This is a genomic window from Flavobacterium sp. ALJ2, assembly GCF_015594725.1.
Taxonomy (GTDB): domain Bacteria; phylum Bacteroidota; class Bacteroidia; order Flavobacteriales; family Flavobacteriaceae; genus Flavobacterium.
Map to the genome: position 1 here is coordinate 177,640 of NZ_JADNRC010000004.1, position 26,330 is coordinate 203,969.

At 32.5% G+C, this 26,330-nt stretch carries 22 protein-coding genes; 9 read left to right on the forward strand and 13 right to left on the reverse strand.

What is annotated here, in order from left to right; all coding sequences use genetic code 11:
- Positions 1–20 precede the first annotated feature (20 nt).
- The 3 genes from IUY40_RS06365 to IUY40_RS06375 form a co-directional block, all read right to left on the reverse strand.
- On the reverse strand, positions 21–365 hold the full coding sequence (locus IUY40_RS06365) for a HopJ type III effector protein (RefSeq protein ID WP_195736024.1): 345 nt from the start codon (positions 363–365) through the stop codon (positions 21–23).
- Between the two features lie 120 nt (positions 366–485).
- A complete protein-coding gene (rsmI, locus tag IUY40_RS06370; protein ID WP_195736025.1) occupies positions 486–1,220 on the reverse strand; it encodes a 16S rRNA (cytidine(1402)-2'-O)-methyltransferase in 735 nt (244 codons plus the stop codon).
- A gap of 91 nt (positions 1,221–1,311) precedes the next feature.
- Positions 1,312–2,349 carry a hypothetical protein gene (locus tag IUY40_RS06375; protein WP_195736026.1) on the reverse strand — a complete coding sequence of 346 codons (1,038 nt, stop codon included), beginning with the start codon at positions 2,347–2,349 and terminating at the stop codon, positions 1,312–1,314.
- Between the two features lie 243 nt (positions 2,350–2,592).
- On the opposite strand from IUY40_RS06375, the gene IUY40_RS06380 reads away from it, so the two are divergent.
- Together IUY40_RS06380 and IUY40_RS06385 are read left to right on the forward strand one after the other, a co-directional pair.
- Entirely contained in the window at positions 2,593–3,183 is a 591-nt protein-coding gene (locus IUY40_RS06380) for a thymidine kinase (RefSeq protein WP_195736122.1), read from the forward strand.
- A gap of 45 nt (positions 3,184–3,228) precedes the next feature.
- Positions 3,229–3,666, forward strand: a complete 438-nt coding sequence (locus tag IUY40_RS06385; protein WP_195736027.1) for a hypothetical protein — start codon at positions 3,229–3,231, stop codon at positions 3,664–3,666.
- Between the two features lie 76 nt (positions 3,667–3,742).
- Here the strand turns inward: IUY40_RS06385 and rpoN are convergent, their stop codons facing one another.
- From rpoN to leuS, 4 genes are all read right to left on the reverse strand, one after another.
- The gene (rpoN, locus tag IUY40_RS06390; RefSeq protein WP_195736028.1) at positions 3,743–5,206 is read right to left on the reverse strand and encodes an RNA polymerase factor sigma-54; all 1,464 of its coding nucleotides are present in this window, start codon (positions 5,204–5,206) and stop codon (positions 3,743–3,745) included.
- Between the two features lie 89 nt (positions 5,207–5,295).
- Positions 5,296–6,744 (reverse strand): asparagine--tRNA ligase, encoded by a 1,449-nt coding sequence (asnS, locus tag IUY40_RS06395; RefSeq protein WP_195736029.1) that lies wholly within the window; start codon positions 6,742–6,744, stop codon positions 5,296–5,298.
- Between the two features lie 345 nt (positions 6,745–7,089).
- Positions 7,090–7,776: a zinc metallopeptidase gene (locus tag IUY40_RS06400; protein ID WP_195736030.1), complete on the reverse strand. Its 687-nt coding sequence runs from the start codon at positions 7,774–7,776 to the stop codon at positions 7,090–7,092.
- Positions 7,777–8,112: 336 nt separating this feature from the next.
- Positions 8,113–10,992 (reverse strand): leucine--tRNA ligase, encoded by a 2,880-nt coding sequence (gene leuS, locus IUY40_RS06405; protein WP_195736031.1) that lies wholly within the window; start codon positions 10,990–10,992, stop codon positions 8,113–8,115.
- Between the two features lie 217 nt (positions 10,993–11,209).
- On the opposite strand from leuS, the gene IUY40_RS06410 reads away from it, so the two are divergent.
- From IUY40_RS06410 to truB, 4 genes are all read left to right on the forward strand, one after another.
- Positions 11,210–12,085 carry a permease-like cell division protein FtsX gene (locus IUY40_RS06410; protein WP_195736032.1) on the forward strand — a complete coding sequence of 292 codons (876 nt, stop codon included), beginning with the start codon at positions 11,210–11,212 and terminating at the stop codon, positions 12,083–12,085.
- A 48-nt stretch (positions 12,086–12,133) separates the two neighbouring features.
- Positions 12,134–12,385, forward strand: coding sequence for a DUF3098 domain-containing protein (locus tag IUY40_RS06415; protein ID WP_195736033.1), 252 nt, complete (start codon positions 12,134–12,136; stop codon positions 12,383–12,385).
- An 87-nt stretch (positions 12,386–12,472) separates the two neighbouring features.
- A complete protein-coding gene (locus IUY40_RS06420; protein ID WP_195736034.1) occupies positions 12,473–13,270 on the forward strand; it encodes an undecaprenyl-diphosphate phosphatase in 798 nt (265 codons plus the stop codon).
- 2 nt (positions 13,271–13,272) lie between these two features.
- Entirely contained in the window at positions 13,273–13,974 is a 702-nt protein-coding gene (gene truB / locus IUY40_RS06425) for a tRNA pseudouridine(55) synthase TruB (RefSeq protein ID WP_195736123.1), read from the forward strand.
- A 924-nt stretch (positions 13,975–14,898) separates the two neighbouring features.
- Here the strand turns inward: truB and IUY40_RS06430 are convergent.
- On the reverse strand, positions 14,899–15,501 hold the full coding sequence (locus tag IUY40_RS06430) for a thioredoxin family protein (protein ID WP_195736035.1): 603 nt from the start codon (positions 15,499–15,501) through the stop codon (positions 14,899–14,901).
- Positions 15,502–15,698: 197 nt separating this feature from the next.
- Here IUY40_RS06430 and pyrH point away from each other — a divergent pair, with 197 nt between their 5' ends.
- The 3 genes from pyrH (at position 15,699) to IUY40_RS06445 (ending at position 19,708) form a co-directional block, all read left to right on the forward strand.
- Positions 15,699–16,406 (forward strand): UMP kinase, encoded by a 708-nt coding sequence (gene pyrH / locus IUY40_RS06435; protein WP_195736036.1) that lies wholly within the window; start codon positions 15,699–15,701, stop codon positions 16,404–16,406.
- Between the two features lie 134 nt (positions 16,407–16,540).
- Positions 16,541–17,104: a ribosome recycling factor gene (gene frr, locus IUY40_RS06440; protein WP_195736037.1), complete on the forward strand. Its 564-nt coding sequence runs from the start codon at positions 16,541–16,543 to the stop codon at positions 17,102–17,104.
- 105 nt (positions 17,105–17,209) lie between these two features.
- On the forward strand, positions 17,210–19,708 hold the full coding sequence (locus IUY40_RS06445) for a DUF5686 family protein (protein WP_195736038.1): 2,499 nt from the start codon (positions 17,210–17,212) through the stop codon (positions 19,706–19,708).
- Between the two features lie 43 nt (positions 19,709–19,751).
- Here the strand turns inward: IUY40_RS06445 and IUY40_RS06450 are convergent, their stop codons facing one another.
- The 5 genes from IUY40_RS06450 to IUY40_RS06470 all read right to left on the reverse strand — a co-directional run bounded on the left by IUY40_RS06450 (position 19,752) and on the right by IUY40_RS06470 (position 26,186).
- On the reverse strand, positions 19,752–22,022 hold the full coding sequence (locus IUY40_RS06450; RefSeq protein WP_195736039.1) for a cation:proton antiporter: 2,271 nt from the start codon (positions 22,020–22,022) through the stop codon (positions 19,752–19,754).
- A gap of 112 nt (positions 22,023–22,134) precedes the next feature.
- Complete coding sequence (locus IUY40_RS06455) at positions 22,135–22,854, reverse strand: response regulator (RefSeq protein ID WP_195736040.1); 720 nt, start codon at positions 22,852–22,854, stop codon at positions 22,135–22,137.
- The gene (locus IUY40_RS06460) at positions 22,817–23,578 is read right to left on the reverse strand and encodes a histidine kinase (RefSeq protein WP_195736041.1); all 762 of its coding nucleotides are present in this window, start codon (positions 23,576–23,578) and stop codon (positions 22,817–22,819) included. The genes IUY40_RS06455 and IUY40_RS06460 overlap by 38 nt, the downstream gene beginning before the upstream one ends.
- A gap of 4 nt (positions 23,579–23,582) precedes the next feature.
- On the reverse strand, positions 23,583–23,912 hold the full coding sequence (locus tag IUY40_RS06465) for a multidrug efflux SMR transporter (RefSeq protein WP_129540661.1): 330 nt from the start codon (positions 23,910–23,912) through the stop codon (positions 23,583–23,585).
- A gap of 3 nt (positions 23,913–23,915) precedes the next feature.
- Positions 23,916–26,186 (reverse strand): cation:proton antiporter, encoded by a 2,271-nt coding sequence (locus IUY40_RS06470; RefSeq protein ID WP_195736042.1) that lies wholly within the window; start codon positions 26,184–26,186, stop codon positions 23,916–23,918.
- Positions 26,187–26,330 lie beyond the last annotated feature (144 nt).

Consider the following 26,330-nt stretch of genomic DNA (forward strand, 5'->3'; position numbering starts at 1 on the left):
AATTAAAATTCTGAAATATTTTATTTTAATTCCAAAGCAGTTCCTTCAAACTGAATTCCATCCCAACTTAAGTTGATGAAATTTCTAATGTTTTGGTGATTCGTTCCGTTTGGGTCTTTTAAAACTTCTTCAAAATAAAAAGCACCAAAACATGCTAAAGTTTCTTCTTTGCTTAAATTTTGCAATTTTGCGAAAGCAAATAATTTACAAGACCCTGAGTTTTCACCAGCGGCATTGTGTTGAGTTCCGTTTTGGAAAGTAGTTGGAGTAAATGTGTAGTTTTCTTCGATTACTGCAATAGTTTCAGGAAAAGCTATTGATTTTGGATTCTGCTTTAATTTTTCTAAAAAGGCTTGAATGCTCATATTATGTTTTGTTAATATCTTTAAAATGATCTTAATTGTCAGTTCGAGCGGAGTCGAGAACCAATTGCTGCATCTCGACTCCGCTCGATGTGACAAAATGGTATTTGAACTAACATCGTGTTAATCTTCTTCTTCCTCTTCTTCTGTATCCTTAGAAAATTTACTTTTCTTAGGTTCTTTTATTATTGTTTTTCCAGCAACTACCACGACAATTTCGCCACGTGGAGCTATTTTTTCAAAATGGGCTAATACTTCTTGAGCAGTTCCTCGAACATTTTCTTCGTGTAATTTTGATAATTCTCTGCACACGCAAACTTGTCTGTCTTCGCCAAAATAAGTGATGAATTCGGCTAATGTTTTTACTAATTTATGTGGAGAAACATACAGAATCATAGTTCGTGTTTCTTCAGCAAGAGCCAAATAACGGGTTTGTCTTCCTTTTTTATCAGGCAAGAAACCTTCAAAAACAAACTTATCATTTGGTAACCCGCTATTTACCAATGCAGGAACAAAAGCCGTTGCACCTGGTAAACATTCTACTTCGATTTTATTTTCGACACAAGCACGAGTAAGTAAAAAACCAGGGTCGGATATTGCAGGAGTTCCCGCATCCGAAATCAAGGCAATGGTTTCTCCCGCTTTTAATCTTGCAATTAAATTCTCGGTAGTCTTGTGCTCGTTATGCATATGATGGCTGTACATATGGGTACCGATATCAAAATGTTTTAAGAGTTTACCACTTGTACGAGTATCTTCGGCTAAAATTAAATCCACTTCTTTAAGAATGCGAATGGCTCGAAAAGTCATGTCTTCTAGGTTGCCAATAGGCGTGGGAACAATATATAATTTAGACATATTTTTTTTAAATATTTAAACACAGATTACACAAATTAGAATGCTGAAAAATTCACAAAAATAAATTAGTGTAAATCTGTTGGATTCGTGTTTATGAGAATTTTTTCTCAATAATATCCACAAAACGTTCTGCATACTCGTCTTTTCCTTCCCAGTTGTTGTAATCTGGTTTTACCATATTTTCAAGAAAATCGTTGGCTTCGTTAAAATTATCAAATGTAATTAGTTGATTTAAAACACGATTGTAGTCTTCAGGACTATTTCCAAAAAGATGTTTTGTAAATGCAATACGGTCGTTAAGATCAATATGAAACCCCTTAGAAAGTTTCTGGTTCAAAGAAACAGGTTTAGGCTCTTCTAAAATTGCTGTGTTTACTACTTCTTCCTTTTTTTCCTTAAATTCTGTTGGAGCAGGTGGAGTTGGGTCAGGAGATGCTGCTTCAAAACTATCTACTTTTACAAATTGTGCATTGCTATAATCGATACCCATTAAATCTTCAAAGGAAATATGAACAATGTCTGATTTTTCTGGAGTTTCAACTTTTGTTTCTGGAGAAAAATCAAATGAAGGAGTGAAAGCTACAATTGGAGTTTCTATTTCTTCTTTTTCAATAATTTTTTCAGTTACTATTGGTTCTGGAATTTCAGCAACAACCTCTTCTTCTACAGTTTCTTCTGTTTTACTTTTGATTGCTTCTTTTAAAAAGGGTTCAGGAATCTCTTCAATTGATTCAGGGGTTTCTGAAACAGTTTCTTCGATGATTTCTTCAGTCGTGCTTTCTATTGCTTCATTTACTACTGTTACTGGTTCTGGAACTTTTTCAATAGGAGTTTCTAGGACCTCACTTACAATGGTTTCTTCTTTTGCAATTGGCTCTTCAATTATAATAGATTTCTCAGATTGAATTATTTCTTCCTTTTCAAATGCAGCTTCAATTGTAGTATCTATTTGAGCGCGACCAATGGTTGGTTTAGTTTCTTCAAAATTCTCATCAATAAATTTTAAAACAGCTAATTTTTCATATAATTTCTGCGTTTCAAGATATAATTGATTGATATCGGACTTGTTCTTAAGTTTTAAAATTCGATGTGCAATGCTGATTAAATCGGCTTCCAATTTTTTTTTCATAACGTTTGAAAATTATAATGAGTTAGGCATGTTTATTAATGTGTATTTTTCTGAATGAAATCAAAAAATGAAAGAAACATTGTGCAATATTCTTTTTATTTATTTAAATAACTGCTCTTGAATCTTCGATTTGATAAAATTTTTCTACTTTTGAAAAACGTAAAAGCATTGAATTTTTATGTTGATTTATTACTTGTACAAAGTAATGAAAACTATTCATTTTTAAAGGTAGAAAAATACAAAATGTTTCTCGAAAATACAGTAAATCACAAAGAACAATTTGGTTGGATTGAAGTCATTTGTGGATCAATGTTTTCGGGTAAAACCGAAGAGTTAATTCGCAGATTAAAACGTGCTCAATTTGCCAAACAAAAAGTAGAAATTTTTAAACCTGCTGTTGATATCCGCTATCATGACGAAATGGTTGTGTCGCATGATTCCAATGAGATTCGTTCAACACCAGTTCCTGCAGCAGCTAATATTGCTATTCTAGCACAAGGCTGTGACGTTGTTGGGATTGATGAAGCTCAGTTTTTTGATGATGAAATTATTACAGTATGTAATGATCTTGCTAATCAGGGAATTCGTGTAATAGTTGCAGGGTTGGACATGGATTTTAAAGGGAATCCGTTTGGTCCGATGCCAGGACTGATGGCAACAGCCGAATATGTGACTAAAGTGCATGCGGTTTGTACAAGAACAGGAAATCTTGCCAATTATAGCTTTCGTAAGACAGATAATGATAAATTGGTTATGCTCGGTGAAACCGAAGAGTATGAACCATTAAGTCGTGCAGCATATTATAATGCAATGAAAAAAAATCAGGAAAAATAAATTGTTTTCCTTCTGCTATTCTAAATAATTTTAAGCTTAAAAACGATGCAAGAAAAAACGAGTAAAAGAAAACAGAATATTTGGTTAATAGTTCCAATCGTAATTGCAGTAATTTTGGTAGGCTTCTTTCAGTTTTATTTTTATGAAAGTGCCGACGAAGTAAAAAATGAAGTAAAAGAGTTGGTGGCTAAGTACAATAAAAATTGCCCTTTGGCAATTCAGGAAGGAATTCGTTTAGATAGTGTGAGCTTGCATCAGGATAGAGTTGTGCAATACAATTTGACTTTGTTAAATGTAGAAAAAGAAACAGCTGATGTTGCGGTTATACATGAAGAAATCGAAAAGAGTCTGTTGAGTACAGCCAAAGCAAATTCAGGTCTTAAAGTTTTTAGGGAAAATGATTTTACATTGGTTTATAGTTATAATGACAAAAAGAAAGTGTTTTTGTTTAAAGTTACAATTATCCCAAGTCAGTATAAATAAATAATTCTTTATATAAAATAACCCGACAGGTTCTTGAAACTTGTCGGGTTTATTTTATATTTTGAAAATGTAATAGTTACATTTTTTTACGCATTCTTGCTACAGGAATATCAAGTTGCTCGCGGTATTTTGCAATAGTTCTTCGGGCAATAGGATATCCTTTTTCCTTTAGAATTTCAGCAAGTTGATCATCTGGAAGCGGTTTCTTTTTATCTTCTTCTTCAATTGTATTTTGTAAAATCTTCTTGATTTCTAAAGTCGAAACATCTTCACCCTGGTCATTCTTCATTGCTTCCGAGAAGAATTCTTTTATCAGTTTTGTTCCATAGGGAGTTTCTACATATTTGCTATTGGCAACGCGTGAAATAGTCGAAATATCTAGCCCAACCATATCGGCGATATCTTTGAGGATCATCGGTTTTAGCTTGGTTTCATCACCATCTAGAAAATATTCTTCCTGATAATGCATTATTGCATTCATAGTTACGTATAATGTTTCCTGACGTTGGCGAATAGCATCTATAAACCATTTAGCAGAATCTAGTTTTTGTTTTATAAATTGTACAGCATCTTTTTGCGCCGTCGATTTATCTCTGGAATCTTTATAGGTCTGCATCATTTCCTGATAATCTTTGGAAACATGTAGTGATGGGGCATTTCTTCCGTTTAAGGTTAACTCAAGTTCACCATCAACAATGCGGATCGCAAAATCGGGAACTACATTTTCAGTAACTTTATTGTTTCCTGTAAATGCGCCTCCTGGCTTTGGATTCAATCGTTCTATTTCATGAACTGCCTTTTTTAGCTGTTCGTTCGAAACATTATATTTCTGTAACAGTTTATCATAATGCTTTTTGGTAAAAGCATCAAATTGATTCTCGATAATATCGATTGCCAATTCTACATATTCTGTTGGAGTTCTGTGTTTTAATTGTAGCAATAAGCATTCCTGTAAATCACGTGCGCCAACGCCTGAAGGCTCCAGTTCGTGAATTACATGTAGCATTTTTTCGACTGTTGCTTCGTCGGTATAAATACCTTGTGTAAAAGCCATATCATCTACAATGTCCGGAATACTTCTTCGTATGTATCCCATGTCATCGATACTTCCTACTAGAAATTCAGCTATTTCGCGCTCTTCATCGTTTAAGATAAAAGTATTTAACTGATTAATTAAATCCTGATGAAAACTAACTGGTGATGCAAATGGAGTTTCGCGCTCTTGATCATCATCACTATAGTTATTGGCTTGTGTTTTGTAATCTGGAGTATCGTCGTCGCTTAAATATTCATCAATGTTAATATCATCTGCTTCGATTCTGTCAGACTCTGCGTCATCATAATCATCGTAATCTTCATTCGCAAATTCATCCGCTTCGAAATCTTCTTCTTTTCCAGCTTCTAAAGCTGGATTTTCGTTCATTTCTTCTAATAAACGTTGTTCAAATGCTTGCGTAGGCAATTGAATTAACTTCATCAGCTGAATTTGCTGTGGAGATAATTTTTGAGATAATTTTAAATTTAAAAATTGCTTTAGCATTTATTTTTGTTTGAAAGTTCAAAGTTTCAAGTTTCAAGTTGCACAAACCTGAAACCTGAAACTTGAAACATTTTTTTAAACTTTATTTTTTAAAATTCTGCATTTCCAGGAGTTCTTGGGAAAGGAATTACGTCACGTATGTTTGTCATTCCGGTAACAAACAATACCAAACGTTCAAAGCCTAAACCAAAACCTGAGTGAGTTGCCGAACCGAATCTTCTCGTGTCTAAATACCATGATAATTCTTCTTCGTCAATTTCTAAAGCTTTCATTTTCTCGATTAAAACGTCATAACGTTCTTCTCTTTCAGAACCTCCAACGATTTCTCCAATTCCAGGAAAAAGGATATCCATTGCACGAACTGTTTCTCTTCCTGGTTCAGTGTTATCATTTAAACGCATGTAAAACGCTTTAATATTTGCTGGGTAATCAAATAAAATTACTGGGCATTTAAAGTGTTTTTCAACTAAATAACGTTCGTGTTCTGATTGTAAATCAGCTCCCCATTCGTTAATGATATAATTAAATTTTTTCTTTTTATTTGGAGTAGAATCTCTCAAAATATCGATTGCTTCAGTATAAGAAACGCGTTTGAAATTGTTTTCTAATACGAAGTTTAATTTTTCTAATAAGGGCATTTCGCTTCTTTCTGCCTGAGGTTTTGATTTTTCTTCGTCAAGTAATCTAGTTTCTAAAAATTTCAAATCATCCTGACATTTGTCTAACGCATATTTAATTACATACTGAATAAAATCTTCAGCCAAATCCATATTGTCATCCAAATCATTAAACGCAACTTCTGGCTCAATCATCCAAAACTCAGCCAAATGGCGAGAAGTATTTGAGTTTTCTGCTCTAAAAGTTGGTCCAAAAGTATAAATTTGCCCTAAAGCCATTGCATAAGTTTCTCCTTCTAATTGTCCAGAAACTGTTAAGTTTGTTTCTTTTTCGAAAAAATCTTCTTTATAATTTATCTTTCCATCTTCTGTTCTTGGAGGGTTATCAAAAGATAAGGCAGTAACTTTAAACATTTCCCCAGCACCTTCAGCGTCCGAACCAGTGATTATTGGTGTGTTTACATACACAAAGCCCTTTTCTTGAAAATAGCTATGTACAGCATATGATAACACTGAACGAACACGCATTATTGCTCCAAACATATTGGTTCGTACACGTAAATGTGCATTTTCGCGTAAGAAGTCTAAGCTTGGTTTATTTTTTGGCTGTATCGGAAATTTTTCAGCATCCGAATCTCCTAATATTTCTAGTTTTAAAACTTGAATTTCGACATTCTGACCAGCACCTTTACTTTCTATCAAAGTTCCAGTTACTGAAACCGCAGCACCAGTGGTAATTCTTCTTAAAGTTTCATCTGGTGTATTCTCAAAATCAACAACACATTGTATATTATTAATGGTAGACCCGTCATTAAGCGCAATAAATTGATTGTTTCTAAATGTTCTCACCCAACCTTTTGCATTTACCTCTTGAAGCGTCTTTGTACCGTTTAGTAAGTCTTTAACTTTAGTATGTTTCATTTTAAGTATAAAATTGATATTAAAAATTGTCTTTCAATCGAATTGCAAATATAATCGAAATGTTTGTAAATGCCATAAGGACTCAATTGTAATTAGAAAATGTGTCGATTTGGTATTTGGTTAATTAGAAAATGAGATAATGTACCAATTAGGAAACTAGAAAATGGACAAATCTTGCTAGTTTTTTATCCTGTAGTTTTTTTGATATCTAATTTACAAGATACTATATTGTTCCTGATAAGTTTTAAACTTGTTGGATATTTAATTGAATGATATAGTAAAAAATTACCCCCGATAGATTTTTAAACCTATCGGGGGTAATTATCTTATTGACACATGATCTGATTAGTTTCTTCTTCCTCCCATGTATATAGAGACATAATATAATAAAGTAGCAATTGAACCAATAGCCGCTACTACATAAGTTCTAGCAGCCCATTTCAGAGCATCTTTAGCGCCAGCTTGTTCTTGTTGTGTAAGCATTCGTTTACTTTCTAACCAAGCGAGAGCACGATTACTAGCATCATATTCTACGGGCAAAGTCACAATTGAAAATATAGTCGTTGCTGCAAAAATTATAATCCCAATTAATAATAACTGTGGAAAAGTTTTAAGCATTAAAATACCCGCAAGTAAAATCCATTGCATGTAAGAAGAAGCAACGCTTACAATTGGCACTAATTTAGAACGCATTGTTAGCCATTGGTAACCTACGGCATGTTGTACAGCGTGCCCACATTCGTGTGCAGCAACGGCAGCCGCAGCAGCATTACGTTGGTTATAAACGGCTTCACTTAAATTTACTGTTTTGTCTACTGGATTATAGTGATCCGTTAACTGGCCTGGTGTCGAAATTACTCTTACATCACGAATACCATTATCAGCAAGCATTTTTTCGGCAATCTCAGCACCAGTCATTCCGTTTTGTAATTGCAATTTCGAATATAGTTCGAATTTACTCTTCAGTCTTGAACTAACTAACCAGCTAAATAACATAATCGCTCCAGCAAGAATTAAATAACTCGTTCCCATATCTTTTTGTTTTTTAGTTTATTGTTTAAAGTTACTAGATAAATAGCAATTTCTGAACCAAATTAAAAAAATGTCATTTTGTCATTTTTAAAATAAAAAAATCCAAATTCCAACATGCATTGGAATTTGGATTTTAAATATTGCATAATTAATTTTAACACATAGAAACATAAGTTTTGCACTCTCAGAAAAGGTGTTTCACTTGTTTTAAATGCACACAGTCAGCTATGTGAAAGAAATATATTTCTTTTTTTGCTCTTTTTTACACATAAAAGCTATGTTTCTATGTGTTAAATGAAATTTAAACGAATTATAACCAACGGGTTAATGTGTGTATTACCCAACTAAATTAATGATTTTTCCAGGAACGATAATTACTTTGTTTGGTGTTTTACCATCCAATTGTTTTAACGTTCTTTCATCTTTCATAATGATTTCTTCGATTTGCTCTTTGGTTAAATCTAAAGGCAATTCGATTGTAAAACGCATTTTTCCGTTAAATGAAACTGGGTATTCCTTGCTACTTTCTACCAAATGTTTAGGTTCGAAAGTAGGGAAAGCAACAGTTGCAATAGATGTTGTATGACCTAATAACGACCATAATTCTTCAGCGATATGTGGTGCATAAGGCGAAATTACAATTGCTAAAGGCTCAAGTATAGCACGAGAATGACAGTTTTGTGTAGATAATTCGTTTACACAAATCATAAACTGACTTACAGAAGTATTGAAAGAAAAACTCTCAATATCTTCTACCACTTTTTTAATGGTTTTGTGTAATGATTTTAAGTTGTCTTTTGTTGGCTCATCATTGGTAATAATTAAACCATTATCATCAAAATACAAGCGACATAGTTTTTTCAAGAAACCAAATACTCCCGAAATTCCAGCGGTATTCCAAGGTTTAGCTTGCTCTAACGGACCTAAGAACATTTCGTATAAACGTAATGTATCGGCGCCATATTCATTACAAATGTCATCTGGTGTAACTACATTATAATATGATTTCGACATTTTTTCGACCTCGCGACCTACAATGTATTTTCCGTTTTCATCAAAAATAAATTCGGCAGTATTAAAATCTTCTCTCCAATTTTTAAACTTTTCAATATCCAATTCATCAGAAGAGTTTACGAAATGAACGTCAACACGAATCGGTTGTACGTTTTGATCTTCAATTTTGTTTTTAGATATAAAAGTGTTTGTTCCTTCAAGTCTATAAACATAAGCAGTAGTTCCCAAGATCATTCCTTGATTAATCAGTTTTTTGAATGGTTCTTCAGTTGGAGCGAAGCCCTTATCTTTTAAGAATTTATTCCAAAAGCGAGAATACAATAAATGTCCCGTTGCGTGCTCACTTCCTCCAATATATAAATCGACACTTTCCCAGTAGGCCAAAGCTTCTTTACTTGCAAATTCATTTTCGTTATGCGCATCCATATAACGCATCCAGTACCAAGAACTTCCTGCCCAACCTGGCATAGTGTTCAATTCTAATGGAAAGATTGTTACATTGTCAACCAAATCAGTATTTACAACTGTATTCGTTTTAGTATCCCAAGCCCAAACAGCGGCATTTCCTAAAGGAGGCAATCCGTCTTCGGTAGGTAAGTATTTTTCTACTTCAGGTAAAATAATTGGTAAATGTTGCGTAGCAATCATTTGTGGCAATCCATTTACATAATAAACAGGGAAAGGCTCCCCCCAGTAACGCTGACGTGAAAATACGGCATCACGCAAACGGTAATTGGTTTTTCCTGTTCCTTGATTTAGTTTCTCTAATTCGGCTATTGCTTTTTGAGTTGCCTCTTTGTAATTTAATCCGTTTAAGAAATCAGAATTTGCAATTTCAACATTATCTTTAGAACCGTAAGCGGCTTCAGAAATATCAACATTAGCAAAAATATTTTTGATTTCTGGCATTCCGTTTTGCCCTTTAAAGAAATTGGCAAAAGCATAATCTCTTTCGTCTCCACAAGGAACTGCCATTACAGCACCAGTTCCATATCCAGCCAAAACATAATCACCAATCCAAACAGGAATTGGTTCTTTTGTAAAAGGATGTTCAGCATAAGCACCTGTAAATACACCAGAAATGGTTTTTACGTCGGCCATACGCTCACGCTCAGAACGTTTTGCCGTTTTTTCGATATAGGCTTCAATAGTTGCTTTTTGTTCTGGAGTTGTAATCTCAGCAACCAAAGGATGTTCAGGAGCCAATGTCATAAATGTAACTCCAAAAATAGTATCAGGGCGAGTGGTGAAAACTTCTATAGTTCTGGGCTCAGAGCTCTGGGCTGAGGGCACTACACGGAAAGAAACCATCGCTCCAACGGATTTTCCAATCCAGTTACGTTGACTTTCTTTGATGCTTTCGCTCCAGTCAATATCGTTAAGACCTTGCAACAAACGTTCTGCATAAGCAGAAATACGCATGCTCCATTGTGTCATCTTTTTACGAATTACAGGATAACCACCGCGTTCAGAAACTCCGTTTACGATTTCGTCATTTGCTAAAACAGTTCCTAAACCAGGACACCAGTTTACTTCGGTTTCTGCTAAATAGGTTAATCTGTATTGTAATAGTATTTTTTGTTGCTCATCAGACGAAAATGATGTCCATTCGCTTGACGAAAAAGGAGTAATATTATCGTCGCAAACTGCATTTACAGTTGCGTTTCCCTCTTTTTCGAAAATAGAAATCAAAGTCGAAATATCTTCGGCTTTATCAGCATCTTTATTGTACCAAGAGTTGAACAATTGGATAAAAATCCATTGTGTATGCTTGTAATAATCAGGATTCGAAGTACGAACTTCTCTGCCCCAATCAAATGAGAATCCTATTTTGTCTAATTGTTTTCTGTATCCAGCAATCTGCTTTCCTTCTTTATCTACACCACCGTCAATATTTACGCGAGTAGTATCTTCAGGACGTTGACCAGTTTGTATAGCATATTGTTCAGCAGGTAATCCGAAGCTATCATATCCCATTGGATGCAAAACATTAAAACCTTGATGTCTTTTAAAACGAGAATATACATCAGAAGCAATATAACCTAGCGGGTGCCCTACGTGTAATCCTGCTCCAGATGGATAAGGAAACATATCGAGTACATAATGTTTCGGTTTTTCTGAGTTGTTTTCGGCTGCAAAAGTTTTATTGTCTGCCCAATATTTTTGCCATTTGGCGTCTATTTCAATCGGATTGTATTTCATTCCCTACTTTAATTTTTATTTTTAATGGAGTTATGCTTTCGCTTACTCAAGTCATTTTTATGGTTCAAAGGTTCAAAGTGACAGAGATTCAAGCTTCGGTCACAAGAATAATAAGTTCACAAATTTACATTTATTGTACGAAAGTTAAAAGTTTGGTCGTTATTAACTTTAAATAATGAAATTCTTTATTATTTTTACCACATAATTTAAGCAAACTATGAGTTCTAACTTTGATAAATTTCAAAAACGCAGATTAATTTCCTCTTATTTTTCGGTAGTATTAAGTGTATTTCTGGTCTTATTCCTTTTGGGAGTACTAGGATTATTTATTATTAATTCTAAAAAACTAGCGGATGACTTTAAAGAAAAAATCGCGATGACCGTTTTCTTTAAGAACGAGGCCAATGATAGTATCATAAAGGCATTTAATGCTGAATTAAAAAGAGCTCCTTTTGCAAGATCATTTGTTTATGTTACCAAAGAAGAAGCTGCTAAGCAACATACAGATATTATTGGCGAAGATTTCTTGACGTTTTTAGGAGAAAACCCATTATTGAATTCTTATGATATTCACCTAAAAGCCGATTATGTAGTTAAAGATAGTATTGCTAAAATAGAAAACCGCTTACGCAAAAACACAATGATTTCGGATATTGTTTACGATAAACAATTGGTGAATCTGGTTAATGATAACATCAAAAAAGTAAGTATGTGGATTTTAATTGTGAGTGGATTTTTAACTGTAATAGCAGTATTACTTATCAATAGTTCATTACGATTATCAATACATTCAAATCGATTCATCATTAAAACAATGCAAATGGTAGGTGCTACAAAATCATTTATTCGTAAGCCATTTGTAATGCGAAGTATAAAATTGGGATTAATAGGCGCTGGTTTGGCAATTGTTGCTTTAATCGGACTTTTAATATACGTAGATACTAATTTTCCAGGACTAGGGATAATGGAAGATAAGGCATTAATCGGATTGGTCTTATTGACAGTTTTAGGAATTGGAGTTTTAATAACTTGGTTAAGTACGCATTTTGCAACACAACGTTTCTTGAATTTAAGAACTGACGATTTATATTAATAAAAATATATTTGCCTTCGACTTTGGTTAGGTGACAAAAAAATAAAAATGGAAAATAAAGAAGAACAAAATAAAAAGGAATTCCTTTTTGATAAAGTAAATTATAAAATTTTATTGATCGGAATTGGGGTAATTGGATTAGGCTTTATCCTGATGGCAGGCGGTGGAAGTAATGATCCAAATGTTTTTAATGAAGCTATCTTTAATTTTAGACGTATTCGTTTGGCTCCAACTACTGTTTTGATAGGTTTTGGAATTACAATTTATGCTATTCTTAAAAACCCTAAAACAGAACGTTAGATTGTTATAAAATTAGATTGTTAGATCCATGCGTTGGGTGTAATTATTGAAAAATCAAACAAACTAGTATATTAAAATCTAAAATTAATGAATACTTTACAAGCTATTATTTTAGCCATTATTGAAGGAATTACAGAGTTTTTACCTGTTTCTTCAACTGGGCACATGATTATTGCTTCATCATTTTTTGGAATTGCCCATGATGATTTTACAAAGCTTTTTACAATTGTAATTCAGTTAGGAGCTATCCTTTCGGTAGTAGTTTTATATTTCAAACGATTCTTTCAGACGCTTGATTTTTACTTTAAATTATTGGTTGCATTTATACCAGCAGTTGTCTTAGGGTTATTGCTAAGTGATTTTATAGATGGTTTATTAGAAAATCCAGTTACAGTTGCAATTTCACTATTAATAGGAGGACTTATTTTATTAAAAGTTGATGAGTGGTTTAATAAACCAAATGCAGCCGAAACTTCACAAGAAATAACATATTCACAAGCTTTTAAAATTGGATTGTTCCAGTGTTTGGCAATGATTCCAGGAGTTTCAAGAAGTGGAGCGAGTATAGTAGGGGGAATGTCGCAAAAATTGACAAGAACTACAGCAGCAGAGTTTTCATTCTTTTTGGCAGTTCCTACGATGTTTGGAGCTACCGCTAAAAAATGCTACGATTACTATAAAGCAGGATTCGAATTATCACACGATCAGGTTAATTTATTAATCATAGGTAATATTGTAGCTTTTATAGTAGCACTTTTGGCAATTAAAACTTTTATTGGATTCTTGACTAAAAACGGATTCAAAGTATTTGGATATTACCGAATTATTGCAGGGATAGTATTGTTGTTAATACATTTCTTTATTCATCCACTTACCATTATATAATGATTACTCCCGAAGATTTTTTAAACGGACAAGTTTTACTGATAGACAAACCTTTGAACTGGAGTTCTTTTCAGGCAGTGAATAAATTAAAGTATGCACTTATAAATAAGTTAGGGCTTCCTAAGAAATTTAAAATTGGTCATGCAGGAACATTAGATCCTTTGGCAACTGGATTATTACTTGTTTGTACAGGTAAGTTTACCAAAAGAATTACAGAGTTGCAAGGTCAGGCAAAAGAATATACGGGTACTTTTTTCATTGGTGCAACAACGCCTTCTTATGATTTAGAAACCGAAATTGATCAAACTTTTCCAACGGAACATATCGATACTGCATTGATTCATGAAACGGTGAAGCAATTTTTGGGCGAAATAGATCAAAAACCACCAATATATTCGGCTATAAAAAAAGATGGGGTTCGTTTGTATGAACATGCACGTGCTGGGGAGACTATCGAAATTGCAAGTCGAAAAACTACAATCCACGAATTTGAGATTACGAGAATAGCACTTCCGGAAATCGATTTTAGAGTAGTTTGCAGCAAAGGAACTTATATTCGTTCACTTGCCTTTGATTTTGGAAAAGCAATGAATTCAGGCTCGCATTTAACAGCTTTAAGAAGAACCAAAATTGGGGATTACGATGTAAAAAATGCAATTGATGTTACTTTATTTGAAGCTTCTTTAGGGTTGAACAAAGAATAAACTATTTCAAAAGAAATTTGTTTTAAATTTTTTAGTTAACGTTACTAGTATGAAAATCAAAAAAAAATAATTCCGATAATCTTGCGATACCTGGTAAACCAATGTCTCAAAAAAAATTTGCTTCAATGATTAAAGAAGCAGAAGGCGGAGTTTTTTATTCATTAGAAGAGTCTAAAAAACATTTTCAAGAATGGAAATCCCAAAGAAATAAGTAGTTATTTCTTTTTGTTGATCTTCCTTCAATTTATGAATATGGAACCGAAACTTTTGGTTTAAAACTTGCAGATTATTTTATTGAAGAAATATATTCTTATTTAGGTAATTTATCTAAAGATTACTTACTTTATCCAGAATGCCATCATCTTAAAACTAAAACCAAGAAATATCGTAATGTTCTTAGGTTCCTATCTAATTATTTATCGTATAAGACCTAATAGAATTGAAGTTTTAAGAGCTTTTCATGGAAGTCGTTCTCCTAAGACTATTGGGAAAATTAGAAAAATTACTATTGATTAAGTTGATATAAAATTTAAAACTCATAAATAAGTTATCTGTGGAAATTAAAGGTAAAAAAAAAGCACATTACATAATAGTAATGTGCTAATATCTCATTCTAGAGTATTGTTGTTCCATACTGTGCTTTTGGAGTTAATAATGAGATATATTTTTTCCTCCAAATAAAAATGTCGAAAAAAAATCGTAAAACCTTTCAAATAACTTTTTCATAATAGGGTATTTTTAAATTGTTAGACATTAAATAAACACCGATAAAAAAAGTAAGTAATAGAAATGGGATTCTTGTTACAAGATACGAATTTTTTAGTTAAAAACAAATATTTCGAAAGCACTAATCATTCTTGTTCAGTCAGTTAGCTGTTTTGTGATTCATGAGGGGTTTGTTATAACGATTACAATCAATTGTGTTTAACAACTTTCCATTATTTCCATGATCTCGTTTTGAGTCGAAATTCCTTTATCGTGTAAATACCACAATTGTAAATTTGTTTTGATAGTTTCATCAAAAGCTCCAAATTCTTTTTTATAGTTATTGACTAATTCACTTGCACCTTTTGGACGAGGCCCCCAATCAGCAATAACTTCAAGTTTCTCTTTGTCAATTATAATTAATTTTGGGATTGCTTTTCCTCCATTAGTCAAGAATAAATTCATTAAATCAGGATTCTCATCACGAAGTACAATTTTTAGCTCAATCTTGTCATTAGATGCTGCTGCCATTTTATAAATAATGGGTAATAATTGTGCAGCGTCACCACACCAACCTTCAGAAATAAGAAGCCAGATATAATTTCTGCGAACGTTTTGTAGCTTAGAAATCGTTGTTTCTGTAATTTTTATTGTTTTTTCTAACCGATTCATTCGAGTTTCATTCAAGCTGCTATAATGTGTCAGATCTTCAGATTGTTCGAGTCCTGTTGATTTTCCTTCAGCTAATAAATCAGTAACTAATTTTCTGTATTCGGTGTATGAATAGCTGTTGGACAGGGCATTGGTGATACTTTTTTGCATAAATTTATTTTTTTATGTGGAATACAAATTTACAGATTTAAAAGAAATAGATACTGATTTTTGTCATATTGCATCCTAAATGTATTATTTAAATTGGGCTTTTTAGGTAAAAATTAGAAGATAAATTAATTTTTTTAAAACACTATTTTTAAAAATGAGAATATGTCTATATTTGCACAAACCAACGCAACATAGAAATGAAATACAAAAGAATTCTTCTTAAATTAAGTGGAGAAGCCTTGATGGGAGATTTACAATACGGAATTGACCCAAAAAGATTGGACGAATATGCTGAAGAAATTAAGCAAATTCATGCAAAGGGAGTAGAAATTGCCATTGTAATTGGAGGAGGAAATATTTTTAGAGGAGTTTCTGGGGTAAGTTCAGGAATGGATAGAGTACAGGGTGATTATATGGGAATGCTTGCTACCGTAATTAACGGAATGGCATTACAAGGAGCTTTGGAAAATAAAGGGATGCTAACACGTTTGCAAACGGCTCTAAAAATTGAATCAATTGCGGAACCTTATATTAAAAGGAGAGCAGTACGTCACCTTGAGAAAAACAGAATTGTAATTTTTGGTGCAGGTACAGGAAATCCTTATTTTACAACAGATACTGCAGCAGTTTTGAGAGGTATCGAAATTAATGCAGATGTTATCTTAAAAGGAACACGCGTAGATGGTGTTTACGATTCTGACCCAGAGAAAAATGCAGCTGCTGTAAAATTTGATTTTATCTCTTTTGAAGATGTACTTAAAAAAGGATTAAATGTGATGGACACTACCGCTTTTACATTAAGCCAGGAAAATAAATTGCCAATTGTGGTTTTTGATATGAATAAAATCGGGAATTTATTGAGAATTTGCGAAGGTGAAAATATCGGAACTGTAGTGAATATATAGATTACTTAGATAAGGATATCAGGAGTGGTAATAAAATGCTTAAAAGAAAGAATCTTTTTAAAAAATTAAAGTATATTAGTTGTATTCATTTTTAGAAATCAAACCATCTAAAAATTTAAAAATATAGAAAAAAAATGACTGAAGAAATCGAATTTATCTTAGATAGCACTAAAGAGTCAATGACAAATTCTATTGCGCATTTAGAAAAAGAATTTCTAAATATTCGTGCAGGGAAAGCATCTCCAGCTATGCTAGGAAGTGTTTTTGTAGATTATTATGGTTCTGCAACGCCACTTTCGCAAGTAGCAAAAATTAGTGTTCCAGATGCAAGAACAATTACTTTGCAACCTTTTGAAAAAAATATGTTGCAAACAATTGAAAAAGCAATTATGGTAGCCAACATTGGTTTTAATCCAATGAATAATGGAGATGTGGTTATTATAAGTGTTCCGCCATTAACTGAAGAACGTCGTAGAGATTTAGCAAAACAAGCAAAATCAGAAGCAGAAGATGCTAAAATTGGTGTAAGAAACGTTCGTAAAGATGCTAACACTGAAATAAAAAAACTAGAAAAAGAAGGAACTTCAGAAGATGTTTGTAAAAGCGCAGAAGAAGAAGTACAAAACTTGACAAATAGTTATATTAAAAAAATTGATGAGTTATTAGTTAATAAAGAAGCTGAAATCATGAAGGTTTAACCTTTTGTAACGATTAAAAAATCCGTCTTGTTAATTTTTACGAGACGGATTTTTTTATGCTTACTTTTGTGATATCAAAGCCTAATCTATAATATTATTTTCTGTATGAAATTATTGTGTTTCTTAGCATTATTTTTCACGCTTTCTATACAAGCGCAATTTCAGATTAACGGAATTGTAACAGAAAAAGGTGCAAATAAACCACTTCCTTTTGCAACAATCATTACCGATGACGGAATTAATGCTATTTCTGATGTTGATGGTAAATTTACACTACAATCAACTTCTAGTATCGAGTATTTTACTGTTTCTTATATCGGCTATAATTCAGCTAAAGTATATACCTCGACTAATAAAAAGTTTTATAAAGTAGGTTTGGTAGAATCTACAGCAGCTTTACAGGAAGTTGTTATTGCAAACGAAAATCCTGCTCTTGCGATTATAAGAAAAACAATTGAGAGTAAGAATAAAAATAATCCGCAAAAAAAGCTAAACAGCTTTGAGTATAAAACGTATAATAAATTAATTGTAACAGCTAATCCTGATTCGATAAACTCAAGATTAGATTCTATTTTTGTGCAAGAAGCTATAGGTAGGCGATTTATTAAAGTTGACTCGGCTAATTATAAATTCAAAGAGATTTCTAATAAACAACATTTGTTTCAGACAGAAAAAGTATCACAATATCAATTTGAGAACAATAAACTGAAAGAAACTATTTTAGGAACAAAAATGGCAGGTTTTAAACAACCTATTTATGAAATTATTGCATTTAACTTACAATCGATTTCTATCTATGATTCTAATTATGAACTTTTTGAAACCAAGTATAATAGTCCAATTGCTAAAGATGCTTTAAAAGATTATGACTATAAGTTACTCGATACCGTTTCGATAGAAGGTAGAGAGACCTATATGGTTTACTTTAAAAACCGAATGAGGAAATCAGAATTGGGTCTAGAAGGAGTTCTTTATATTGATAAAGGTAATTATGCTATTGCAAAAGCAGTAATGCGAATTAAAGGGGTACTTGATATTAGTGGAATACATGAGTTTGATTATATTCCTGAGCAGAAATTATGGTTTCCAAAGGGTACAGCTTTTAAAATAGTAAAAGGTAAAAATGATGACGATATTAAGATTCTTGGAGGGACAATTCAGTTTGATGGAGATGCAGAACAAGAGGACGTTCATAGAAAAAAAGGAGCTTCAGATTATACCTATTTAGTATCCGAAAGTAATAATTTTGATGTTCATTATAATACCCCTATAGAAATAAAAAACCCCTCAATATATATTGAAATTAAAGATGATGCTATAAAAAAACCAGAAAGTTTTTGGAATAAATATCGAAAAGATAGTCTAGATATACGCTTTCAAAAAACGTATATGTCGCTGGATAGTATTTCATTAAAGAAAAGAATTGAAAGTAAAATTAGATTTGGAAGAAAAATCATTAATGGTTATTTACCGATAAGTGTAGTCGATTTAGATTTAAGAAAATTATTTAGCTATAATAATTACGAAGGATTTCGATTTGGTTTAGGAGGCGTTACTAATGAGCTTTTTTCAAAAAAATATAAGATAGGTAGTTATGCTGGATATGGAACCAAAGATGGAAGTTTTAAGTACAATTTAGATTTATCTACCCGAGTAGAGAAATTTTCGAATACATGGGTAGGAGGATCTTATACCAATGATGTGAGAGAGATTGCAAGTACTGTTTTTGCAGTTGATAAAAGAGTATTCAAATTATACGACCCTAGACCTATAAATATTAGTACTTTTTATAAGTATGTTAGTTGGACAGGATATTTAGGTACACGGATTGTTCCGAAAACAGAAAGTATTTTTGAAGTTTCGCGTTCCTTGGTAGAACCAAAATTTGATTATGCGTACAATTTAAATGGAAGATTGTATACTAATTATGTTATGACTACGGCAATGCTTTCATTGGCTTGGAATCCTTTCAGTGATTATATGCAAACGCCAACGGGACGAATCGAAATTGAAAAAAGATTCCCAAAGTTTACGATACAATACACGCAATCATTGCCCAACGTAGCAGAAAATGATTTTAATTTCTCTAAAATTGACTTTAAAACTGAATATGAGAAAAAATACCTGAACGGTCAAAAAACAAGTTTACTCTTGCAAGGAGGATATGCAATGGGAGATGTACCGATTACGCATTTGTATAATACATCACCAAATAATATTACCAAAGAAGCAATGATTCAGAGGATAACATTTGCAGGCCGAAATAGTTTTGAAACAATGTTTTTTAATGAGTTTTTTTCAAGTAAATATGCAATTCTTCAGGTTAAACATGGTTTTAACCGATTTAAAATAATCAAAAAAGTAAGGCCATCCTTAGTATTAGTTTCGCGTATGGCATGGGGGAACATGGAAAATCCAGAGCAGCATGTCGGGATTGATTATAAGACATTAAATAAAGGGTTCTTTGAATCTGGTGTAGAAATAAATCAGATTTTTAATGGTTTAGGTCTAAGTGGATTCTATCGCTATGGACCAAACCAGTTGCCAAGATTTGAAGATAATATTGCTATTAAATTAAGTTTTGTACTTAATTTAGGTATCTAAATAAAAATCCCATTCACTACGGCGAATGGGATTTTTAAAATTATTATGGTTTAAGAATTAAAACTGATGGCGTATTGTTAAGCCATGTACTTTGAGACTCGATTAGTTTTTTCCAGCTGTCTAAACTAATAATCATTAAATTCTGGTTCTCTAAAAATTCTTTTTTAATGGTTCTATCATGCATTAACATGATATGATTAGGGGCAATTTGTTCAATAGATCGGATAGATTCCTGCATTTCACGATTATTTTTTAATTCGCCGCTTGCATCCAAAATAGTAATTTGTGAACCATTGTTGTTAATTAATTTCTTAGCATATTCGATAAGGAAAGCGTCTTCTTTGCTAAAAACAGGAATAAAAACCTGGTTTATTTCTTCTAAGTCCTTATCAATAAAAATCCCAACAGGCATTTTGCTTTTTGTGATAACATGTCTTGTTCTTTCGTCAAAAGGAGAGTTTTCGAATAAACCTTCCTTTCCTGTGAATTTATCAATTAAACGGTCAGGATTCACGATTCTAGTTGTGAATCCAAGTATTTTACCTAATAAAGTTCCGTCGAAAATTGATTGTCCTAAACTAACCAATAATAAATCGTATTCACCTTGATTTGCTGTTTCGGTTATATCGCCATCGATATCATTGGATAGTTTAAAAAGACTAACCATATTTTGATTTAAATTTTCCGATTCAGAAATAACAGGTAAAAGCATCTCTCTTTCGTAATCCTTTACTTCAAATGGGTGCAACTCTGAGCTTAATGATAAATGCATTGCAGTTACAATGGTATTGTCTGGTTGTTTTTTAGTCAGGCTATTTGCAATTCGCAATAATGTTTTTCCTTTCTCAGGAGTATCGAATGAAAATAGAATCTTGTATTTGCTTTTATTACCTATTTCTTCTGGGATGATTGTTTTTTTATCTTTAAAAATAAAATTGATAAAATCTAAAGCTGGCCCAGTCATAAAGGTGGTGACTAATGCCATAATTACCATCATGGTAAAAATTTCAGTAGATAAAACGCCTAAATCGTATCCTATATTCAAAACAACTAATTCCATTAAACCACGAGTGTTCATTAAGGCACCTATGGCGAGACTATCTTTCCAGTTTTGTCCCACAAATTTGGCGGCAAGGGCACTTCCAAAGAATTTTCCAACTACTGCTACCGCAATAATTACACCTGTGACTTTCCATAAATACGGGTCATTTAGTAAGCCTATTTGTGTGCGTAATCCTGTGAAAACAAAGAATAAGGGAAGCAAAAGTATAACAGATACATCTTCTACTTTTTCGATGAAAATATTACGGAATTTGTTGTTTTCTGGCATAATTGCTCCTGCTAAAAAAGCGCCAAATAAAGCATGGATTCCTATTAACTCAGAAGCATAAGCAGAAAATAAAAGTGTCAAAAAGAAAATAGCAACTACAGGTTTGTTTAAGCTCTCACGAGTAGAATTTAAGTCGCCTACACGTTTTAAAAATGGGCGAACTATTTTGAGCATAACAATTACATACACAATAGCTAATCCTATTACATATAAAGAACTTGTAAAAGAACCTGCTTTTACAATAGCAATTACTACAGCCAGAATACACCAAGCAGTAATGTCATCTGCAGCAGCACAAGTTATGGCAATAGTTCCGAGCTTGGTTTTTTGTAAACCTCGTTCCTGAACAATTCGAGCTAAAACTGGGAATGCAGTAATACTCATAGCAATACCCATAAATAGCCCGAAAGAAGAAAATTCAACTCCTATTGGGGCAAAAGTATGATAAATGAAATAAGCTAAAGTTAGTCCTAATGCAAACGGAATTACAATACTGGCATGGCTAATTACAACAGACTCATGAGCTTTGTTTTTAAGAACTTTTAAGTCCAGTTCCATACCAATTACGAACATAAAAAGTATTAAACCAATTTGACTTAAGAACTGTAAGTTCCCTAAAGATTCTTTTGGGAACAAGGTAGCCGAGAATTCTGGAAAATACATCCCGATAAGAGATGGACCTAAAATAATACCAGCAACCATTTCTCCAATTACAGATGGTTGACCAATTTTTCTGAAAACCCACCCGAAGAAACGTGCTACCAAAATAATCGTAATAATTTGGGCAAGCAAAATAGCAAGCGGATGTTGCAGGTTTTCAATCATTGCCGAAAGAAAGTCATTCCAATGGCTATTCACTGTTTTTTTTACAACAATATCTCTTCCTATTTCTAATGATTTTCCTTTGGAGATTACCAAATAAATTAAAGCAGAAAATCCACCAATAATTATGAGATAAAACAATGAGTTTTTGATGTTTTTCATATCACTTCATTTTGATTTATTGTGCAAATATGAGAAGTGACTTTTAATGAAAAAAGTAAATCGTAAGCTAATTTTAATTAGATGTAATAAGATGGTGTAATTTTGTAATAAGTTATATTTTTACCTTAAGAAAAAAGTCAGATCGGTATGTTTCGCTCAACGAAAGGGTAATGTTTTGCCCGTTTTCTCTTTGTTGGTGTAGTACAATTTCATTGTGATTAAAAAACTGAATAGCACTCATTGCAATAATTTCCTTTTTGTTTACCCGACAAAAATGGGTGTCTGGTAATTGTTTTAAGAGTGAATCAAAATTAATGTTTTTTAAGATAATCAAGCTCCCGTCTGTAAGAAGCACGGTTTTATCGCGACTATCTGTTGTTGCTGTTTTTATGTATTGAATCTGATTAAAATACAATAAAGTTTTTCCTTTATTTGTATTTAGATGCATGAAGTTTTTGACGGCTTTTGGTTTGTTAAATTGCTCAAGTGCTTTAGAAATAGCTTTTTCTAAACGTTCTAATTTTACAGGTTTAGTAATATAATCTACAGCGTCAATATTAAATGCTTCAGCAGCATATTCTTTGTAAGCTGTACAAAAAACAACTAATTTCCCCTCAAGTAAACTGGCTAGATTCAATCCGTCAATTCCGGGCATTTCGATATCAGAGATTAACAAATCAAAATCTAGATTTGGAATTTCAGACAATAGTTTTTCGGGATTATTAAAAGCTTTTACAATCTCTAATGTTGGAATTTGCTCACATAGCATTTTCAGATAAGTTAATCCAGGTAACTCATCGTCCAGTAATAAGCATTTGAGTTTTGTATTCAAGTAGATTAATTTTTAAATGAGCAATGTAAGTATCGTTCTCTACAAATTTATCAAGTTTAAATTGATTTTTATAGATAATTTTTAATCGTTGTTCTAGTGTGGCATTTCCTATGCCGCTTCGCTCTTTCTTTAATGCCTTTTTATCCGAAATTTTATTAGATACTGTTAGAGAAAAATGATTGTCTTTTAATTCAAATATTATTGAAATAAAGGCATCTGCATTTTGTATATCAGCATGTTTAAAAGCATTTTCGATTAAATCGATAGAAATTAAAGGGGCTAGCAATGGCTGCTCATATAACTTTTCATCTTCGCCAATAATAGTTTTTACTTTTAATTCAAAAAGTGGACTAATTTTAATTTTATTGATTTCGATTAAATTCAGTGCAAATTCAATTTCTTCTTTTGGAGTTACCAGTTTTTTTTTGCTTTCATAAAGTATGTAATCTAGCACATTGGCCAATTTATCTAAAGCAAAATAAGTTTGATACGCATGCGATTGAATCGAATTAAGGATATTTTTGAAAAGATGTGGGTTAAGTTTAGATTCTAATGTTTCCAACTGTAAATCATTTACCTTCATTTCTAGCAGGTAAAAATTCTTTTCGGCTATTTCTTTGGCTTTTCTAGATTGAACCAATTGATAAACAATATAACCAATCAGGGCTACTAGCAAAAGAATTATTGCTAGTAGAAGATTAGTTATTGTAGTGCTTGTTTGCATGTTATTAATGACTAGAAACAAATTTTAGCCCAATTATTGAAGCTATTAAAGTTGTTAAGAAAAATATTCTCCAAAATGTCGCAGGCTCTTTAAAGATAAGAATTCCAACCAAAACAGTTCCTACAGCTCCAATCCCAGTCCAAACAGCATAAGCTGTTCCTATAGGTAAAACCTGAGTTGCTTTGTATAATAGGAGCATGCTTATGGTAAGACATACAAAAAATCCAATCATCCAGTAAGTGGCTACCATTCCAGATGATTCTTTGGCTTTGCCAAGACAAGAGGCAAAACCTACTTCGAATAGTCCAGCTATTACAAGTAAAATCCAATTCATTTTTTAGGGTTTAATAATTAATACAGAAGGAACATTGCTTAACCAAGTGCTTCTAGAGTCGACTAATGCTTTCCAGCTTTCAAGACTAATAATCATTAGGTCTTGTTTGTCTAAAAATTCTTTTTTGATGATACGATTGTTCATCATCGATATATTTTTAGGAAATTTTTGCTCCAAGGTACTAATCGCACTCTTAATTACAAAATTTGTTTCTATGTTTCCGTTTACATCCAGAATCATAATGTGTGAATCGTTATTGAATATTAATTTCTGTGCATAGTCTATCAGGAACGTATCCTCGACATTAAATATTGGAATAAATACTTGATTTACACTTTGTAATTCTTTGTCGATTAAAATCCCCATAGGCATTTTGGTTTTCGAAACTATCAATCGAGTTCTTTCATCAAAAGGAGAATTTTGGAACAATCCTTCTTTTCCTGTAAACTTATCTATTAGACGATCAGGATTAATGATTCGGGTTGTAAAACCAATTACTTTCCCTAATAGTGTTCCTTCAAAAATAGATTGTCCTAGACCTACCAATAATAAATCGTAGTCACCTTGATTGGCAATGTCAGCAATATCAGTTTCAATATCTATAGTAGCTTTAAAAATAGTAGTGATTTCTTGTTTAAGAATCTTAGACTCTTCGACAATAGGGATAAAACTATTTTTTTCTTTATCATCAATGTTAAAAGCATGCATTTCATCACTTAAGGATAAGTGCATTGCTGTGACTTGAGAGGTATCTTGTTGTTTTTTGACAAGACTATTTGCTAATCTCAAAAGGGATTTTCCTTTTTCATTGTTTCCAAAAGAAATTAAAACTCGGTATTTACTGCTAATTGATGGTGTTTCAAGAGCCGAAACTTCTTTATCTTTAAATATATAATCAATTAGATCTAATGCTGGGCCAGTCATAAAAGTAGTTACCAATGCCATTATTACCATCATTGTAAAAACTTCGGGAGTTAAAACTTTAAGCTCTAGACCTATGTTTAATACAACTAATTCCATTAATCCTCGCGTATTCATTAAGGCTCCAATGGTCAAACTATCTTTCCAGCTTTGTCCTACGAATTTGGCTGCAAATGCACTTCCGAAAAATTTACCAACAACTGCTACCAAAATAATCATTCCGGTTATGGTCCATAAATAAGGATCGTTTATAAGTCCGATTTCGGTTTTTAGACCAGTAAAAACAAAGAAAAGAGGCAATAATAAAATCACCGACACATCTTCGACTTTCTCGATAAACATAGTTCGGAATTTAGGAACATCTGGCATGATTGCACCAGTCATAAAAGCCCCGAAAAGGGCATGAATACCAATAACTTCTGTGGCATATGAAGAAGCGATAAGAGTAAGTACAAAAATTGCAACTACAGGTTTATCAATGCTAGATTTAGTTCCGTATAGATCACCAATTCTTTTTAAAAATGGTTTTACGATGTATAACATGGCCAGAACATAAATGACTGCTAGTAAAATGATGTATATTGAACTTACAAATGAGCCTGCTTTTACAATCGCAATAACTACAGCAAGCAAACACCAAGCTGTGATGTCATCGGCGGCAGCACAAGTGATAACAATAGTACCTAATTTGGTTTTATGAATACCTCGTTCTTGAACAATACGCGCCAAAACAGGAAACGCAGTAATACTCATCGCAATTCCCATAAATAAACTAAAGGACAGAAATTTTACGCCTTCGGGAGCAAATCGGTTGTAAACAAAATAGGACAATCCAATACCTAATGCAAAAGGAATTACGATACTAGCATGGCTTATTACTACGGCTTCATTGGCTTTGTTTTTTAATGCTTTTAAATCAAGTTCCATTCCGATTACAAACATGAAAAGTATCAAACCAATCTGGCTTAAAAACTTTAAATTACCTAATGACTCAACAGGAAATAAGGCCATAGAAAATTCAGGAAAGTACAAGCCTAATAAAGAAGGTCCTAGAACAATACCAGCAATGATTTCGCCTATAACAGAAGGTTGTCCGATGCGTTTGAATATCCATCCAAAAAAACGCGCTACAAAAATGATTGTTATTATTTGGGCTAATAAAATTGCAAGAGGATCTTGAAGATTAGATTGCATCGAAGCAATAAAGTCATACCATGAGCCTTTTCCGGTTCCTAAAACTTCTATTGTTTTATTTGCTTCTAAAAATTTTCCTTTAGTGATAATCCAGTAAATTAAAGCAGTAAAACCTCCAGTTACTCCTATATAAAACAATGCGTTTTTGTAGTTTTTCATCCTGTATTTTAAATAATGTAATTATTTTCTCAAAAATAATACAAATATCATAAAAGGGAGCTAAGAAATCGTATCAATTTCAATTAACTTATTGTAAAAAATTAACGGTAATTTATACATCTAGAAACATAAAATTGTAACCAA

Bases quoted from the DNA above. Each gene is read 5' to 3' on its own strand.
- IUY40_RS06365 (WP_195736024.1), bottom strand. From the start codon at position 365: ATGAGCATTCAAGCCTTTTTAGAAAAATTAAAGCAGAATCCAAAATCA.
- rsmI (WP_195736025.1), bottom strand. From the start codon at position 1,220: ATGTCTAAATTATATATTGTTCCCACGCCTATTGGCAACCTAGAAGAC.
- IUY40_RS06375 (WP_195736026.1), bottom strand. From the start codon at position 2,349: ATGAAAAAAAAATTGGAAGCCGATTTAATCAGCATTGCACATCGAATT.
- IUY40_RS06380 (WP_195736122.1), top strand. From the start codon at position 2,593: ATGTTTCTCGAAAATACAGTAAATCACAAAGAACAATTTGGTTGGATT.
- IUY40_RS06385 (WP_195736027.1), top strand. From the start codon at position 3,229: ATGCAAGAAAAAACGAGTAAAAGAAAACAGAATATTTGGTTAATAGTT.
- rpoN (WP_195736028.1), bottom strand. From the start codon at position 5,206: ATGCTAAAGCAATTTTTAAATTTAAAATTATCTCAAAAATTATCTCCA.
- asnS (WP_195736029.1), bottom strand. From the start codon at position 6,744: ATGAAACATACTAAAGTTAAAGACTTACTAAACGGTACAAAGACGCTT.
- IUY40_RS06400 (WP_195736030.1), bottom strand. From the start codon at position 7,776: ATGGGAACGAGTTATTTAATTCTTGCTGGAGCGATTATGTTATTTAGC.
- leuS (WP_195736031.1), bottom strand. From the start codon at position 10,992: ATGAAATACAATCCGATTGAAATAGACGCCAAATGGCAAAAATATTGG.
- IUY40_RS06410 (WP_195736032.1), top strand. From the start codon at position 11,210: ATGAGTTCTAACTTTGATAAATTTCAAAAACGCAGATTAATTTCCTCT.
- IUY40_RS06415 (WP_195736033.1), top strand. From the start codon at position 12,134: ATGGAAAATAAAGAAGAACAAAATAAAAAGGAATTCCTTTTTGATAAA.
- IUY40_RS06420 (WP_195736034.1), top strand. From the start codon at position 12,473: ATGAATACTTTACAAGCTATTATTTTAGCCATTATTGAAGGAATTACA.
- IUY40_RS06430 (WP_195736035.1), bottom strand. From the start codon at position 15,501: ATGCAAAAAAGTATCACCAATGCCCTGTCCAACAGCTATTCATACACC.
- pyrH (WP_195736036.1), top strand. From the start codon at position 15,699: ATGAAATACAAAAGAATTCTTCTTAAATTAAGTGGAGAAGCCTTGATG.
- frr (WP_195736037.1), top strand. From the start codon at position 16,541: ATGACTGAAGAAATCGAATTTATCTTAGATAGCACTAAAGAGTCAATG.
- IUY40_RS06445 (WP_195736038.1), top strand. From the start codon at position 17,210: ATGAAATTATTGTGTTTCTTAGCATTATTTTTCACGCTTTCTATACAA.
- IUY40_RS06450 (WP_195736039.1), bottom strand. From the start codon at position 22,022: ATGAAAAACATCAAAAACTCATTGTTTTATCTCATAATTATTGGTGGA.
- IUY40_RS06460 (WP_195736041.1), bottom strand. From the start codon at position 23,578: ATGCAAACAAGCACTACAATAACTAATCTTCTACTAGCAATAATTCTT.
- IUY40_RS06465 (WP_129540661.1), bottom strand. From the start codon at position 23,912: ATGAATTGGATTTTACTTGTAATAGCTGGACTATTCGAAGTAGGTTTT.
- IUY40_RS06470 (WP_195736042.1), bottom strand. From the start codon at position 26,186: ATGAAAAACTACAAAAACGCATTGTTTTATATAGGAGTAACTGGAGGT.